The sequence below is a fragment of the Nocardioides sp. genome, from assembly GCF_014360585.1.
In the GTDB taxonomy this organism is placed as follows: Bacteria; Actinomycetota; Actinomycetes; order Propionibacteriales; family Nocardioidaceae; genus Nocardioides.
Window position 1 is genome coordinate 26,808 of sequence record NZ_JACIXG010000004.1, and the last position, 15,335, is coordinate 42,142.

At 68.8% G+C, this 15,335-nt stretch carries 14 protein-coding genes; 2 read left to right on the plus strand and 12 right to left on the minus strand.

Translation table 11 applies throughout. From position 1 onward, the window contains the following. Positions 1-4: 4 nt before the first annotated feature. Both H5T77_RS02300 and H5T77_RS02305 read left to right on the plus strand, forming a co-directional pair. Entirely contained in the window at positions 5-499 is a 495-nt protein-coding gene (locus H5T77_RS02300) for an SRPBCC domain-containing protein (RefSeq protein WP_292644576.1), read from the plus strand. A 39-nt stretch (positions 500-538) separates the two neighbouring features. Further along, the gene (locus H5T77_RS02305) at positions 539-997 is read left to right on the plus strand and encodes an RrF2 family transcriptional regulator (protein ID WP_292644578.1); all 459 of its coding nucleotides are present in this window, start codon (positions 539-541) and stop codon (positions 995-997) included. A gap of 48 nt (positions 998-1,045) precedes the next feature. On the opposite strand, the gene rarD is transcribed toward H5T77_RS02305, so the two are convergent. The 12 genes from rarD to nuoE form a co-directional block, all read right to left on the minus strand. After that, positions 1,046-1,963, minus strand: a complete 918-nt coding sequence (gene rarD / locus H5T77_RS02310; protein WP_292644580.1) for an EamA family transporter RarD — start codon at positions 1,961-1,963, stop codon at positions 1,046-1,048. A gap of 85 nt (positions 1,964-2,048) precedes the next feature. Next, positions 2,049-3,068: a polyprenyl synthetase family protein gene (locus tag H5T77_RS02315; RefSeq protein ID WP_292644582.1), complete on the minus strand. Its 1,020-nt coding sequence runs from the start codon at positions 3,066-3,068 to the stop codon at positions 2,049-2,051. Next, positions 3,065-4,609, minus strand: coding sequence for an NADH-quinone oxidoreductase subunit NuoN (gene nuoN / locus H5T77_RS02320; RefSeq protein WP_292644583.1), 1,545 nt, complete (start codon positions 4,607-4,609; stop codon positions 3,065-3,067). The genes H5T77_RS02315 and nuoN overlap by 4 nt, the downstream gene beginning before the upstream one ends. A 4-nt stretch (positions 4,610-4,613) precedes the next feature. After that, entirely contained in the window at positions 4,614-6,038 is a 1,425-nt protein-coding gene (locus H5T77_RS02325) for a complex I subunit 4 family protein (RefSeq protein WP_292644584.1), read from the minus strand. Next, entirely contained in the window at positions 6,038-7,918 is a 1,881-nt protein-coding gene (gene nuoL, locus H5T77_RS02330; RefSeq protein WP_292644585.1) for an NADH-quinone oxidoreductase subunit L, read from the minus strand. Before nuoL ends, H5T77_RS02325 begins: the two co-directional genes overlap by 1 nt. Continuing rightward, positions 7,912-8,217, minus strand: a complete 306-nt coding sequence (gene nuoK, locus H5T77_RS02335; RefSeq protein WP_292644586.1) for an NADH-quinone oxidoreductase subunit NuoK — start codon at positions 8,215-8,217, stop codon at positions 7,912-7,914. The genes nuoL and nuoK overlap by 7 nt, the downstream gene beginning before the upstream one ends. After that, positions 8,214-8,918: an NADH-quinone oxidoreductase subunit J gene (locus H5T77_RS02340; protein ID WP_292644587.1), complete on the minus strand. Its 705-nt coding sequence runs from the start codon at positions 8,916-8,918 to the stop codon at positions 8,214-8,216. Before H5T77_RS02340 ends, nuoK begins: the two co-directional genes overlap by 4 nt. Next, positions 8,915-9,595 carry an NADH-quinone oxidoreductase subunit NuoI gene (nuoI, locus tag H5T77_RS02345; RefSeq protein WP_292644589.1) on the minus strand — a complete coding sequence of 227 codons (681 nt, stop codon included), beginning with the start codon at positions 9,593-9,595 and terminating at the stop codon, positions 8,915-8,917. The genes H5T77_RS02340 and nuoI overlap by 4 nt, the downstream gene beginning before the upstream one ends. Then, on the minus strand, positions 9,592-10,902 hold the full coding sequence (gene nuoH, locus H5T77_RS02350; protein ID WP_292644590.1) for an NADH-quinone oxidoreductase subunit NuoH: 1,311 nt from the start codon (positions 10,900-10,902) through the stop codon (positions 9,592-9,594). The genes nuoI and nuoH overlap by 4 nt, the downstream gene beginning before the upstream one ends. Then, positions 10,899-13,196, minus strand: a complete 2,298-nt coding sequence (locus H5T77_RS02355) for an NADH-quinone oxidoreductase subunit G (RefSeq protein ID WP_292644592.1) — start codon at positions 13,194-13,196, stop codon at positions 10,899-10,901. Before H5T77_RS02355 ends, nuoH begins: the two co-directional genes overlap by 4 nt. Next, positions 13,189-14,544 (minus strand): NADH-quinone oxidoreductase subunit NuoF, encoded by a 1,356-nt coding sequence (gene nuoF / locus H5T77_RS02360; RefSeq protein WP_292644594.1) that lies wholly within the window; start codon positions 14,542-14,544, stop codon positions 13,189-13,191. Before nuoF ends, H5T77_RS02355 begins: the two co-directional genes overlap by 8 nt. Next, positions 14,537-15,283: an NADH-quinone oxidoreductase subunit NuoE gene (gene nuoE / locus H5T77_RS02365; RefSeq protein WP_292644596.1), complete on the minus strand. Its 747-nt coding sequence runs from the start codon at positions 15,281-15,283 to the stop codon at positions 14,537-14,539. Before nuoE ends, nuoF begins: the two co-directional genes overlap by 8 nt. Positions 15,284-15,335: the final 52 nt, after the last annotated feature.

The window sequence follows — 15,335 nt, forward strand, 5'->3', positions numbered from 1 at the left end:
GCCGGTGGCCTACGAGCACCCGAAGGCCACCGCCGAGATCGATGCCCCGATCGAGGTGGTCTGGCGGGTGATGGTCGACACCGAGGCGTACGCCGCATGGAACCCTTTCGTCGTCCGGGCCGAGACCGCTCAGCCGGCTGCGGTGGGCAATCCGATCGTCCTGCATGTGGCCTGGGCCAACGGCGCCCGCGCGCGCTCACCGGAGCGGATCTCGGCGCTCGAGGCACCGGTCGTCGGCGAGGGCGGGGTCGTGGAGGCGTACCTCGCCTATGTCTACGAGGGCTGGCCCGCGCGGCTCGGCCTGGTCCGCGGCGTACGACACCAACGACTGGCCCAGCGAACCGACGGCCCGACGCGTTATGAGACCGTCGAGGAGTTCTCCGGTCCGCTGGTCGGGCTGGCTGGTCCGGAGCGCGTCGCGGACGGATTCCGGCGGCACGCGGACGCCCTCAAGAGGCGCGCAGAGGCCCTCGCGAGTGAAAGTGGACTTGACCACTAGATTGAGCGAAATTCTGCATTCATCTGCAAGAATGTGGCCGTGCGAGTATCTGCCAAGTCCGATTACGCTCTCCGCGCCCTCATCGAGATGGCCGCGCGTGAGGACGGAAAAGCTGTCAGCGCCGAGGAGCTCGGCCGCGCCCAGGACATCCCCCACGGCTTCCTGCAGGCGATCCTCGCCGACCTCCGCAAGGCCGGTGTCGTCATCTCGCAACGGGGCCAGTCAGGCGGCTGGCGGCTGGCTCGTAAGGCCTCGGACGTCTCCGTCGCCGACGTGATCCGCGCGGTCGACGGCCCGCTGGTCTCGGTCTACGGGCTCCGCCCGGAGGCGGTCACCTACAACGAGCGCGCCGACGTCCTCCAGCACGTCTGGATCGCCGCGCGCGACTCGCTGCGCGAGGTCTTCGAGAAGGTCTCGATCGCCGAGCTCGCCACCCGCGAGCTGCCCGACGAGGTCACCACCCGCACCGCCCGCGACGATGCCTGGCTGCCTCACTGAGGTTCTCGCGCGGTGTTTCGCCGAGGCGGGGGTGGGTTCCGGCCCGATCTAGGCGCCGGTAGTGCTCAGCGGAGCGACACTCGCCCGCAGCACCTTGCGGCGGTGATGGACAGCCTCGACGCTGAAGATGATCAGCGCGACCCAGACGATCGCGAAGCCGGCCCAGCGCCCGGGAGGCATCGCCTCATGGGCGATGAAGACGCCGACGGCGAACTGCAGGATGGGCGCGAGGTACTGGAGCAGCCCGATCGTCACCATCGGCACCCGGATCGCGGCCGCGCCGAAGCAGGCCAGCGGCACCACGGTGGCGACTCCTAGGCTGATCAGGAGGACGACGTGGAGCAGGCCGTTCCCGGAGAGCGTGCCGTTCCCGGTGGCCTGGAGGGCGACGACGAGAGCGAGCGCGAACAGAGCCGTCACGGCGGTCTCGACGGCCAGCGACTCGAACGGACCGACCCCTGCGCTCTTCTTCAGCAGCCCGTAGGTGCCGAAGGAGAACGCCAGCACGAGCGCCACCCACGGCAGCCGCCCGTAGTCGAAGGTGAGGACGAGGACCGCGGTGAAGGCGATCCCCAGCGCCACCCACTGCAGCTTCCGCATCCGCTCCCGCAGGATGATCACGCCCATCAACATCGTGACCAGCGGGTTGGTGAAGTAGCCCAGGCTCGTCTCCACGATCCGCCCGTTGTTCACGCCCCAGATGTACGTCACCCAGTTGATCGAGATCACCGCGGCCGCAGCCGCCAGCAGCACCAGCTTGCGCCGGTCGCGCAGGATCGCCGCCACCTGCTTGCGGCGCCCCACGATGAGCACCAGCGCTCCGGCCACGACGAGCGACCACAGGATCCGGTGCCCCAGGATCTCCCACGCGCCGGCGGGCTCCAGGAGCGGGAAATAGAGCGGGAACGCACCCCACATGATGTACGCCGCGGCGCCGAACATCACTCCACGCCGCTGCTCGTTCACGTCGCAACGGTACTGCCAGGGCCGGGAATCCCTTTACCGAATATCGCGCTGCGGAACTTCGCCCGCCGAGCCCCTGCCTCGGCGGTCAGGCTGAGCGGACCGCGACCACGTCGGCGAACGCCTCGAGAGCCGCGCGCACAGGTCCTTCGGGGAGAGGAGCGAGGGCCGCCTTGGCCTCCTCTGCGCGGGCCTGGACGTAGGCACGCGCTTCAGCCAGCGCCGGGTGAGCACGGAGCAGGCCGACGCACTCGGCCAGTGTCGCGTCGTCGGTGAGGTCGCTGTCGAGCAGCTCCAGGAGCCGGGCGTCGCCGGCGTCGGTGGATCGACGGGCCAGCAGCACCGGGAGCGTGGGAACGCCCTCACGGAGGTCCGTCCCCGGCGTCTTGCCCGACTTGTCGGAGTCGGAGGCGATGTCGAGGATGTCGTCGGAGAGCTGGAAGGCGACGCCGACGATGTCGCCGTATGCCAGCAGGGCCTTCTGGATCTCCTTGTCGGCACCGGCGAAGAGCGCACCGTAGAGGGCCGAGGTGGCGATCAGGACACCGGTCTTCCCGGCCAGCACCTCGAGGTGATGATCGACCGGGTCGACACCCTCGGGCGGCTCGACACCCTCGAGGATCTGACCCTCGACGAGCTTGGCGAAGGTGGCCGCCTGGATGCGTACGGCCTCCGGGCCCAGCTGGGCGGTCAGCTCCGAGGAGCGGGCGAAGAGGAAGTCGCCGGTCAGGATCGCGATGTGGTTGTCGAAGCGGGCGTTGGCGGAGTCCTCGCCGCGGCGTACGAGCGCTTCGTCCATGACGTCGTCGTGGTAGAGCGAGGCGAGGTGGGTGAGCTCGACGACGCAGGCGGCGGTGATGACCTCGTCGGCGAGCTTGTCCGGGCCGCACTCGGCGGCCAGCAGCACCAGCAACGGCCGGAACCGCTTGCCTCCGGCCTGCATGAGGTGGGTGGCCGCCTCCGTGACGAACGGGGAGCGGCTCCGCGTGTAACCGCCCAGCCGTTCCTCAACGTCCACCAGCCGAGCGCGCAACCGCTGCTCGAGCTCGGGATCGGTGATCGGGAGGGCGAGTTCAGGGGCTCGATCGGTGGGTGCGCTGGTGCTCACCCGATGAATCCTCCCGCATCCACCAACAGGCTGAGAACAGGGCCCGGAATTACACCCAACAGGACGGTGGCGACAGCGCTCAGTGCGATCACCACGGTGGTGGCGTAGGACGGTGTGACGACGACGGCTGCATCGTCGTGCGCGTCGGTGAAGAACATCAGCATGATCACGCGTACGTAGAAGAAGACCGCGATGACGCTCGAGCCGATCGCGACGGCGACGACGGGCCACTGACCGGCGCCCAGCGCGACCGCGAAGACGCCCCACTTGCCGATGAAACCGCCGGTCAGCGGCAGCCCGGCCATCGAGAGCAGGAAGACGGCGAAGGTCCCTGCGACCCACGGGTTGGTACGCCCCATGCCGGCCCAACGGTCCAGCGAGCCGGCCTCACCGTTGGGTCCTCGCACCATCGAGACGATCGCGAAGGCGCCGAGCGTCGCGAACCCGTAGGCGGTCAGGTAGAAGAGCACCGCCTGGGTCGACCCGAACGAGTCGTTCTGCACGCCGAGGAGCCCGGTGAGCAGGAAGCCGGTGTGGGCCACCGCGGAGTAGCCGAGCATGCGCTTCACATCGGTCTGGACCACCGCGAAGGAGGCGCCCAGCAGCATCGTCAGCACCGCGACGACACCGATGGCCGGACGCCAGATGTCGCCCTCGGCCCCGAAGGCGACGTAGAAGAGCCGCAGCATCGCGGCGAACGCGGCGATCTTGGTGGCCGCGCTCATCCACGCGGTGACCGGCGTCGGGGCGCCCTGGTAGACGTCGGGCGTCCAGGAGTGGAACGGCACCGCGCCGGTCTTGAAGAGCAGCCCGACGGCCATCAGGCCGATGCCGAGCAGCAGCAGCGGGCTGGAGCCGTCCTCGGCCACCGCCGCACCGATCTCCGAGAGCGACATCGATCCGGCGAAGCCGTAGACCAGCGCGAGACCGTAGAGGAAGATGCCGGAGGAGAACGCACCGAGCAGGAAGTACTTCAGCGCCGCCTCCTGCGACAGCAGCCGGCGACGGCGCGCCAGGCCGGTGAGCAGGTAGAGCGGGAGCGATAGCACCTCGAGCGCAACGAATAGCATCAGCAGGTCGCCGGAGACGCAGAAGAGCATCATCCCGCCGACCGCGAACATCATCAGCGGATAGACCTCGGTGTGCTCCAGCCCGCGCTGGGAGGCCGTACGCTCGGCGGGCGTGCCCGGCAGCGCCGCTGCCTGACCCGCGAAGGCGCTCACGCCGTTGTCGAGACGGCGCTCGGCGAAGAGCGCGACGCCACCGAGCGAGACCAGCAGCACCAGCCCCTGGGAGAAGACTCCGGGTCCGTCGACGATGAGGGCACCCTCGCCGGTCGCGACGCCCAGGTGCGGCCCGGCACCGACGATCGCGGTCCCCGCGAGGGCGGCGGCGAGCCCGACCAGCGCCAAGGAGACCTGTGTGTTGAACCGCGCGGCGCGCGGCGCGAAGGCCTCAACCACGACACCGATGCAGGCCGCGCCGAGCACCAGCAGGACGGGCCACAGGGTGGCGTACGAAATTCCGGGAGACTCGAACATCGCGTCACTCACCTGCCTGGATCACGTTGACGAGGGGATCAACCACGGGTTTGGCCGCTGAGATCAGCGGGCCGGGGACGAACCCGAAGAAGAGCAGAGCCACCAGCAGCGGCGTGATCACGCCGATCTCCCGCCGATCCAGATCGGCGACCGGCTTCTTGGAGACCTGAGGCGGTCCGGTGAAGATCCGCTGGTAGGCCCACAGGACATAGATCGCAGCGAGCACGATCGCGGAGACCGCGATGACGCCGACCAGCCAGTGGTAGTCGAAGGCGCTGATCAGGACCAGGATCTCGGAGACGAACTGGGAGAGCCCGGGTAGACCGGCGGTGGCCAGACCGGCGATGAGGAACGTGCCGGCGAGCACCGGTGTCGCCTTCTCGAGCCCGCGCATCGACGAGATCGACGCGGTGCCCTTGCGGGTGATCAGGAACCCGGCGATCAGGAACATCGCCGCGGTCGCGACACCGTGGTTGACCATGTAGAGGATCGACCCGACCAGGCCCTCGCGGGTGGCCGCGAAGATGCCGAGCGTGATCAGCCCGAAGTGGCTCAGCGAGGTGAGACCGATCAGGCGGAGCAGGTCGTCCTGCCCGATCGCCAGGACCGCGCCGTAGACGATCGAGATCAGCGCCAGCACCACGACGACCGGGGTCGCCCAGGCGGACGCCTCCGGGACCAGGCCCAGGCAGAGCCGGATCATGGCGAAGGTGCCGATCTTGTCGAGGATGCACACCAGGAGCACCGACGTCGCCGGGGTCGCATGCTCGGTCGTGTCCGCCAGCCAGGTGTGCACCGGGAACAGCGGCGCCTTGACCGCGAACGCGATGAACATCGCCACGAAGATCCAGCGTTCCGCCGTGGTGCCGATGTCGAGCTGGGCGAGGTCGCTGATCAGGTAGGACGGCGGGCCGGCCTGCGAGGAGACGACGTAGAAGCCGATCAGCGCACCGAGCAGCACCAGGCCGCCACCGAGCTGGAACATCAGGAACTTGACCGCGGCCTTGGCCCGACCGGGTCCGCCGTTCTGGCCGATCATGAAGTACGCCGGGATAAGCGTGGCCTCGAAGGCGATGTAGAAGAGGAACAGGTCACCGGCGAGGAAGGTGAGCAGGGCGAAGGCCTCCAGGGCCAGCGCCCAGGCGTACCACCGCTTGTCGTGGTCCTTGACCGCCGCCACCATCACCAGCGGCACCAGGACGACGGTCAGCAGCACCATCAGCTTGCCGAAGCCGTCCATCTCGAGCGCCCAGTGGACGCCGAGCGGCTCCATCCAGACGCGGTCGGCGTCGGGGGCCGTGAACATCGTCACGATGCCGGCGATCAGGGTCGCGACCGCGAAGCCGAAGGCCCACATCTTGGGCCGGGCCGGCATCACCGCAGTGACCAGCGCACCCGCGAAGGGAATGAGGACGAGGATTGTCAGCATCAGTTGACCACCAGGATCGCGAGGGCCACCAGCACAGTGCCGCCGAGGACGGAGAGGGCGTAGGAGCGTACGTAACCGGTCTGTGCCTTGCGGAGCTCACCGGCGATCGCCGCGAGGGCGACCGGGCCACCGCTCATCAGGCCGTCGACCACGTACTTGTCGGTCGCGAGGGCACCGCGGGTGAGCGCCATCCCGGGCGGCACCACGACGTCCTCGACGTGCGGGACGTGCAGGTAGGGGGTCGGTTCGGTCGTGGTCGGGCGGCGGCCGAAGACGAACCCGGCGGCCGCGACCCCGATCGCGACGACGAGCACCGCGAGCACCGAGGTCGCCCAGACCGGGAGCGGTCCGTGGTGTCCGCCGTGGCCGATGGCGACGACCGGCTCGAGCCAGTGCTCGATCCAGCCACCCAGGGCGAAGACTCCGCCGAGGACCGACAGCGCGGCCAGGACCACCAGCGGACCGGTCATGATCCGCGGCGACTCGTGCGGGTGTACGCCCTCGGGCCAGCGCTTGCGCCCGAAGAAGGCGAGCATCATCAGACGGGTCATGTAGAACGCGGTCACGCCGGCGGCCAGGAGGGCGAGGATGCCCACCAGCCAGCTCTCTGCGAAGGCGACCTCGAGGATCTTGTCCTTCGACCAGAAGCCGGCGAAGCCGGGGAACCCGATGATCGCCAGATAGCCCATCGCGAAGGTCACGAACGTCACCGGGAGGGCCCGGCTCAGGGCGCCGTAGTGCTTGAGGTTCACGTCGTCGTTCATGCCGTGCATCAGTGACCCGGCCCCGAGGAACATGTTGGCCTTGAAGAAGCCGTGGGTGAGCAGGTGGAAGATCGCGAACGCGTAGCCCGGGCCGCCCAGCCCGGCGGCCAGCATCATGTAGCCGATCTGGCTCATCGTCGAGCCGGCCAGGACCTTCTTGATGTCGTCCTTCACGCAGCTGATCGCCGCACCCCAGATGATCGTGACCAGGGCGACGACCACGACGGCGGTCGAGGCTGCCTCGGCGGCGTCGAAGACCACCGAGGACCGGACGATGAGGTAGACGCCCGCGGTCACCATCGTCGCGGCGTGGATCAGCGCGGAGACCGGCGTCGGGCCCTCCATGGCGTCCAGCAGCCAGCCCTGCAGCGGCACCTGGGCGGACTTTCCGCAGGCTCCGACGAGCAGCAGGATGCCGAGCCAGTTGAGGGTGGTCGTGCTGGTCTCGCTGATGTCGATCGCCGAGAACGACGTCGACCCGAAGGTGACGAAGCAGAGCGCGATCGCCAGCGAGAGCCCCATGTCGCCGACCCGGTTCATCACGAACGCCTTCTTGGCGGCAGCAGCCGCCGACGGCTTGTGCTGCCAGAAGCCGATCAGCAGGTAGGACGCCAGGCCGACGCCCTCCCAGCCGAGGAAGAGGCCGACGTAGTTCTCCGCCAGCACCAGCATCAGCATCGCGGCGAGGAACAGGTTGAGGTAGCCGAAGAACCGGGTGCGCCGCTCGTCGTCGGCCATGTAGCCGACCGAGTAGACGTGGATCAGCGTGCCGACACCGGTGATGAGCAGCAGGAACAGGCTGGAGAGCTGGTCGTAGAGGAGGTCCATCCCGACGCTGAGGTCGCCAGTGTCGAACCAGGTGTAGAGGTGCTGGACGACCTGCCTGCTCTCCTCGTCGCGACCGAGGGTGGCGATGAAGAGGACGAGCGACAGCACGAAGGACGCACCCGCGAGCCCGACCGCGAGCCAGTGCCCGATCCGGTCGAAGAGCGCCGGCGCCAGCGGGCGCCCGATCAGGATCAGGGTCGCACCGGCCAGGGGCAGCGCGATGACCAGCCAGATCAGCGAGAAGACCCCGTCAGCCTCGATGGGGTTGGCGAGTGCAGCAGTTACCACTTGAGCATCCTTGGCTCGTCGACCGAAGCCGTGTTTCTGGTGCGGAAGATGGTCATGATGATCGCCAGCCCGACGACCACCTCAGCGGCAGCGACGACCATCACGAAGAACGCGGTCACCTGCCCGTCGAGGTTGCCGTGCTGCCGGCTGAACGCCACCAGGGCCAGGTTCGCCGCGTTGAGCATCAGCTCGACGCACATGAAGACGACGATCGCGTTGCGCCTGGTCAGCACCCCGATGGTGCCGATCGTGAAGAGGATGGCGGACAAGATGACGTACGCCGTGGTGTTGTCCGTCATTCGTCCTCTCCTTCATCTGTGCGTCCGCCGGCGAGGATGGCCGGCACCGACTTCGTGCTCTGCGACCCGTCCGGCAGGAGCGCCGGGGTGTCGTTGCTGTTGTGCCGCGCGAAGGTGCCCGGTGGGGGCAGCGGGCCGAGGTGCTTGCCGCTCTTCGCGTAGTCGGCGACGCGGCCCTGGGCCAGGTCGGTCTGGGTCTGCTTCGGGTCGATCCGCTCCCGGTGGGCCAGCACCATCGCGCCGATCGCGGCGGTGATCAGCAGCGCGCTGGTCGCCTCGAAGGCGATCACGTAGCGGGAGAAGAGGAGGTCGGCGAGGCGCTGTACGTTGCCGCCCTCGTTGGCGCTGGACAGCCCGCGCATCGTGCCGATGCTCGCCTGGCCGACGCCCGTGATCAGGATCGCTCCGAGCCCCGTGCCGAGGACGATCGCGAGCACCTTCTGCCCCGCGATCGTCTCCTTCAGGGTGTCGGAGGTGTCGACCCCGACGAGCATGATCACGAACAGGAACAGCATCAGGATCGCGCCGGTGTAGACCACGATCTGCACCGCGAACAGGAACGGCGCCTCGAGCATCGCGTAGATCATCGCGAGCCCGATCATGACGACCGCCAACGAGAGCGCGGCGTGCACGGGCTTGCGCGCGAACAGGAGCCCCAACGCCGCGATCACCATGACCGAGGCGAGGATCACGAAGCTCATCGACGTCCCCCGTCGGTTGAGCCGCCGGAGCCGCTAGGCGTAGGCGTGTCGAAACCAACACGGTCCCCTGCCGCGCTCGATCCGACTGTGTTGGTCTCGACACGCTCGGCCGCAGGCGGCCGAGGGTCTGAACGAAGTGGCCCTCGACCAGCGGACGGCTCCGGCGCGTAGTAAGACGTGTCGTCGTCGCCAAGGAACATCGGGTGCGGAGGCGCTTCCATCCCGTCCTCGAGCGGCGCGAGCAGATCCTGCTTCTCGTAGATCAGGCTCTCGCGCGAGGTGTCGGCGAGCTCGTACTCGTTCGTCATCGTCAGCGCTCGGGTCGGGCAGGCCTCGATGCAGAGCCCGCACAGGATGCAGCGCAGGTAGTTGATCTGGTACACGCGGCCGTAGCGCTCCCCCGGCGAGTAGCGCTCCTCCTCGGTGTTCTCCGCGCCCTCGACGTAGATGGCGTCGGCGGGGCAGGCCCACGCGCACAGCTCGCACCCGACGCACTTCTCCAGGCCGTCGGCGTGGCGGTTGAGCTGGTGTCGACCGTGGAAGCGCTCCTCGGTCGGCTCCTTCTGCTGCGGGTACTGCTCGGTGACCGGCTTCCTGAACTGTGTCTGGAAGGTCACCGCGAACCCGCTGACCGGGTCCCAGAACCGCTCCTTGAACGTGCGGTCGTCCTTGCTCACTTTGCCTCCTCAGGCAGTGCATCCTCAGGAGAGGGAAGAATGCGTACGCCACTTCTCGTCGGCTCCACGGCGCTCGGTCCGAACACCAGCGGCTGGGCGGCGCCGCGCACGGCCCCACCCTGCGGCAGCGCGGGGATGGGGTAGCCGCCGGGCGCCTCTGCGGCCTGGGGCTCCTTCTCCGGAAGCCGGTTCATGAAGCCGAGCACGACCACCACGGTGATGGCCAGGCCGAAACCGAAGAGGATCCAGTTGGGGCTGAAGTCGCCCTGGATCGCGGCCATCTTGATCACTGCGACGATGATGATCCAGGCGAGGCTCGCGGGAAGGAGGACCTTCCAGCCGAGCGCCATGAACTGGTCGTAGCGCAGCCGCGGCAGGGTGCCGCGCAGCCAGATGAAGACCCAGATGAAGAAGAACATCTTCAGGAAGAACCAGAGCACCGGCCAGTAGCCCTCGTTGGCGCCGGCCCAGACGGTGCCGAGGCCGAGCGGTGCCCGCCAACCGCCCAGGAAGAGCGTGGTGGCGAGCGCGCAGACGGTGGCCATGTTGATGTACTCGGCCAGGAAGAAGAGCGCGAACTTCAGGCTGGAGTACTCGGTGTGGAAACCACCGACCAGCTCACCCTCGGCCTCGGGCAGGTCGAACGGCGCGCGGTTGGTCTCGCCGACCATCGAGATGCAGTAGATCAGGAACGACGGCAGCAGCAGGGCGCCGAACCACCAGTCCTTCTGCGCCTCGACGATCTGGCTCGTGGACAGGCTCCCGGCCATCAGGAAGACGGTGACGAGCGCCAGACCCATCGAGACCTCGTAGGAGATCATCTGGGCACTGCTTCGCAGGCCACCGAGCAGGGAGTACGTCGAGCCCGAGGCCCAGCCACCGAGCACGATCCCGTAGATGCCGATGCTGGCGATCGCCATCACGAACAGCACCGCGACCGGCATGTCGGTCAGCTGCAGCGGCGTCTGTACGCCGAAGAGGTTGACCTCGGGGCCGAACGGGATCACCGAGAACGTCACGAAGGCCGGCACCGTGGCCAGGATCGGCGCGGTGATGAAGACGATCTTGTCGGCCTTCTCCGGGGTCAGGTCCTCCTTCAGCGCCAGCTTCACACCGTCGGCGAGTGACTGGAGCAGACCGAAGGGTCCGTGCCGGTTGGGGCCGATGCGGTTCTGCATCCGCGCCACGACCTTGCGCTCCCACCAGATGTTGAACAGCGTCAGCACGACGCAGACGACGAAGACCAGCAGGACCTTGATCGCGATGATCCACCAGGGGTCCTGGCCGAACTGCTCCAGCCCGTTCACTTGGTCCCCTCCACGCTCACGGTCGACCCCGGCGAAGCCAGATCAGCCCATACGCCGCGCCCGAACGAGTCGGTCGGCACCCAGATCGTGCCCTCGGCCAGCTCCCCCGGAAGTGCCGGAAGCGTCCAGCTCCCCCGGTCACCGGTGATCGTCACGACGTCACCGAGCTGCTCGTGGAGCGCCGCCGGGATCCGTACGCACGCCGGGCGCGCGGTCGCGGCCAGCGCCTTGTCGCCGCTCTGCAGCGTCCCGTTGTCGAGCATCAGGCGCCAGGTCGCGAGACGGAAACCACTCCCGTCGGTCGAGCCGCCGGAGCCGCTAGGCGACCGAGTGAGGTCGGCCGGCGAGCTTGCTCGTCCGGACGCGCCGAACGAGGGAGCCCCCTCGCGAAGCGAGGGCGGCGGAGGCGTGTCGAGACCAACACGGTCCCCTGCCGCGCTCGATGCGACTGTGTTGGTTTCGACACCGCTCGCTGCGCTCGCGGGCTCAACCAGCGAGGTCGCGATGTGTCCGAGGACCTCGGCGTCGGAGTAGGCGGCCGGCTTGTCGAAGACCTTCTCGAACGGACGGCGGCGGCCCTCCCAGGTGACGAAGGTGCCGGCCTTCTCCGAGGCGGCAGCGACAGGGAGTACGACGTCGGCGCGCTCGGTCACCGCGGTGACCCGCTGCTCGAGGCTGACCACGAAGCCGGCCTGGTCGAGAGCGGCCAGGAAGGCGGCGGGGTCGGCGGTGTCGTCGGGGTCGACCCCGGCGATCAGCAGCGCGTCGAGACCACCGCGGACGATGGCCTCGGCGTCGAGACCGCCTTCGCCGGGAAGCAGGCCCGCCTCGACCGCACCTCGGTCGCCGGCGCGACGCGGCACCCAGGCGAGCCTGGCACCGGTGCGATCAGCGAGCTCGGCAGCGGCGGTGTAGGCGCCGGGACTGGTCGCCAATCGCTCGCCGACCAGGATCACCGAAGTCTCGGTAACGTCGCTGACCTGCGACAACGCTTCCGACTCAGCACCGGGAGCGGTCAGGACGACCGTGGCTCCGAGCTTGCGGGAGCCCTCCGATGCGTACGGGCTCAGGGTGGTGATCCGCAGGCCCTGCTGGTTGGCCTTGCGCAGCCGCAGGAAGAGGGTGCCGGCCTCGTCCTCGGGCTCGAGCCCGACGAGGATCACGTGGTCGGCTGCGTCGAGGTCGGCGTAGGTGAGCGAGGTGCCGGCCACGCGTGAGCGCAGGAACCCGGTCTCCTCCTCCGAGAGCGGACGCGAGCGGAAGTCGATGTGCGGGGTGCGAAGCGTCTCGCGGGCGAAGGTGGCGTACGCCTTCGCGTCCTCCAGCGTCAGACGGCCACCCGGCAGCACGCCCACCGAGCCGGCGGCGGCCAGACCCTGGGCGGCGACCGCGACGGCCTCCAGCCAGGACGCCGGCCGGAGCTCACCGTCCTCACGGACCATCGGCGAGGTGAGCCGGTCGCGGACCGCGTAGCGGAAACCGAAGCGGTCCTTGTCGGAGATCCACTCCTCGTTGACCTCGGGGTCGTTGCCGGCGAGGCGGCGCATGACCTTGCCCCGGCGGTGGTCGATCCGGATCGCGGCGCCACAGGCGTCGTGCTCGGCGACGCTCGGTGTGGAGACCAGGTCGAACGGACGTGCGCGGAAGCGGTAGTCCTCGCTGGTGAGCGCTCCTACCGGGCAGATCTGGATCACGTTGCCGGAGAAGTAGGACGAGAACGGCTTGTCGTCGGCGATGCCGATCTGCTGCTGCGCGCCACGCTGGATCAGCGCGATCCCCGGGTCGCCCGGGATCTCCTCGGCGAAGCGGGTGCAGCGCTGGCAGACGATGCAGCGCTCCCGGTCGAGCAGGACGTTGGGGCTCAGGTTGATGGGCTTGGGGAACGTACGCTTCGTCCCGTCGAACCGGGTCTCCCCCTGGCCGTGGGACATGGCCTGGTTCTGCAGCGGACACTCGCCGCCCTTGTCGCACACCGGGCAGTCCAACGGGTGGTTGACCAGCAGGAACTCCATGATCCCGTGCTGCGCCTTGACGGCTGTGGAGTTCTGCGTCTCCACCACCATGCCCTCGGCGACCGGGATCGTGCAGGATGCCTGCGGCTTCGGGAATCCGCGGCCGTTGCCGGCGTCGGGGATGTCGACGAGACACTGCCGGCAAGCGCCGACGGGCGCGAGCAGCGGGTGGTCGCAGAACCGCGGGATCTCGATCCCGACCTGCTCGGCGGCCCGGATCACCAGCGTGCCCTCGGGCACGGTCACGTCGTGGCCGTCGATCTTCACGGTGACGTCAGTCATTGGGCGATGCCTCCTCGCGGGTGGTCTCGACAGGCTCGACCACCGATTCCGCCCATGCGGTCGACTTCTTGGGATCGAAGGGACAACCACCCTGTTCCAGGTGGGCCAGGTATTCGTCCCGGAAGTATTGGATCGAGCTCGTGATCGGGCTCGTCGCGCCATCACCCAGCGCGCAGAACGAGCGGCCGAGGATGTTGTCGCACTGGTCGAGCAGCAGGTCGAGGTCCTCCGGCTTGCCGTCGCCCTTCTCCAGCCGCTCCAGCACCTGCACCAGCCACCAGGTGCCCTCTCGGCACGGGGTGCACTTGCCGCAGGACTCGTGCTTGTAGAACTCCGTCCACCGCAGCACCGCCCGGACCACGCACACGGAGTCGTCGAAGATCTGCAGCGCGCGGGTGCCGAGCATCGAGCCGGCCGCCTGCACGCCTTCGAAGTCCAGCGTCACGTCGAGGTGCTCCTGGGTGAACAACGGGGTCGAGGAGCCACCCGGGGTCCAGAACTTCAGCTCGTGACCCTCGCGTACGCCGCCGGCCAGCTCGATCAGCTTGCGCAGCGTGATGCCGAGCGGAGCCTCGTACTGGCCCGGCTTCTTGACGTGGCCCGAGAGCGAGAAGATGCCGACACCGGCGGACTTCTCGGTGCCCATGCCGGCGAACCAGTCGGCACCGTTCTTCACGATCGCGGGCACCGAGGCGATCGACTCGGCGTTGTTGATCACGGTCGGGCTCGCGTAGAGACCGGCCACGGCCGGGAACGGCGGGCGCAGCCTGGGCTGGCCACGGCGTCCCTCGAGCGAGTCGAGCAGCGCGGTCTCCTCGCCACAGATGTAGGCCCCGGCGCCGGCGTGCACGACCAGCTCGAGGTCGTAGCCGGAGCCGTGGATGTTCTTGCCGAGGTGGCCGGCGGCGTAGGCCTCACGGACCGCCGCCTGCAGCCGCCGGATCACGTGCAGCACCTCACCGCGTACGTAGATGAAGGCCCGCTCCGCCCGGATGGCGTAGGAGGAGATGATCACGCCCTCCACGAGGGTGTGCGGGCTCGCCATCATCAGCGGGATGTCCTTGCACGTGCCCGGCTCGGACTCGTCGGCGTTGACCACCAGGTAGCGCGGCTTGGGGTTCTCGGGGTCGGCCGGCGGCAGGAAGCCCCACTTCACCCCGGTCGGGAAGCCGGCGCCACCGCGGCCGCGGAGCCCGGAGTCCTTGACCATCGTCTGCACGTCCTCGGGAGCCAACCCGAGAGCGAAGTCGAGCGCGTCGTAGCCGCCCTGCTGAGCGTAGGCGGGCAGCGTCCAGGCCCGCTCGTCGCCCCAGTTGCTGGTCAGCACCGGGGTGAGAGTGTCAGTCATCGGACGCCTCCTCGGCGATCGTCTCCGACTCGGCACGACGGGTGTCGGCCTCCTCGACGGCCTCGGGCATCTCCTCGGTCACGTCGGCGGAGCCGTGCGCGTGAACAGGTGCGGCCCAGCCGCGCTCACGGGCGAGCTCGAGGCCGACCAGCGACTCCGGACCAGCAGCGGGCCCCTCGTCGACGAGCCCGTCCTCGAAGCCGGCCAGGACCCGCTCGGCCTCGCGCCAGCTCGTGATCCTGGCTCCGCGCGAGGCCACGACCTCGCGGCCCTCGCGCAGGTCGTCGACCAGCTGTGAGGCCGACTCCGGGGTCTGGTTGTCGAAGAACTCCCAGTTGACCATCACCACCGGCGCGTAGTCGCACGCCGCGTTGCACTCGATGTGCTCGAGCGTGATCGCGCCATCGGCCGTGGTCTCGTCGTTGCCCACCTCGAGCTTCTCGCGAAGGCAGGCGAAGATCTCGTCGCCGCCCATGACCGCGCACAGCGTGTTGGTGCAGACGCCGACGTGGTGGGTGCCGACGGGATGGCGCTTGTACATCGTGTAGAAGGTCGCCACCCCGCTCACCTCGGCCGGGGTCAGACCCAGGACATCGGCGCAGGCCTGGATGCCCTCGGGAGTGACCCGGCCCTCGACCGACTGCACCAGGTGGAGCATCGGCAGCAGCCCGGAACGCGCCTGGGGGTAGCGGGCCGCGATCTCGCGCAGCTCGTCGAAGGTCTCTGCAGCAAGCGTCATCGGGGTCCCCGATCGATTGTTCGGCGGAGGAGCGAAGCGGGGGAGGCGAAGA

Excerpts from the sequence above, each read along its gene's own strand:
- nuoN (WP_292644583.1), bottom strand. The coding sequence starts at position 4,609 with ATGTTCGAGTCTCCCGGAATTTCGTACGCCACCCTGTGGCCCGTCCTG.
- nuoF (WP_292644594.1), bottom strand. The coding sequence starts at position 14,544 with ATGACTGACACTCTCACCCCGGTGCTGACCAGCAACTGGGGCGACGAG.
- H5T77_RS02355 (WP_292644592.1), bottom strand. The coding sequence starts at position 13,196 with ATGACTGACGTCACCGTGAAGATCGACGGCCACGACGTGACCGTGCCC.
- H5T77_RS02325 (WP_292644584.1), bottom strand. The coding sequence starts at position 6,038 with ATGCTGACAATCCTCGTCCTCATTCCCTTCGCGGGTGCGCTGGTCACT.
- H5T77_RS02340 (WP_292644587.1), bottom strand. The coding sequence starts at position 8,918 with ATGAGCTTCGTGATCCTCGCCTCGGTCATGGTGATCGCGGCGTTGGGG.
- nuoK (WP_292644586.1), bottom strand. The coding sequence starts at position 8,217 with ATGACGGACAACACCACGGCGTACGTCATCTTGTCCGCCATCCTCTTC.
- nuoE (WP_292644596.1), bottom strand. The coding sequence starts at position 15,283 with ATGACGCTTGCTGCAGAGACCTTCGACGAGCTGCGCGAGATCGCGGCC.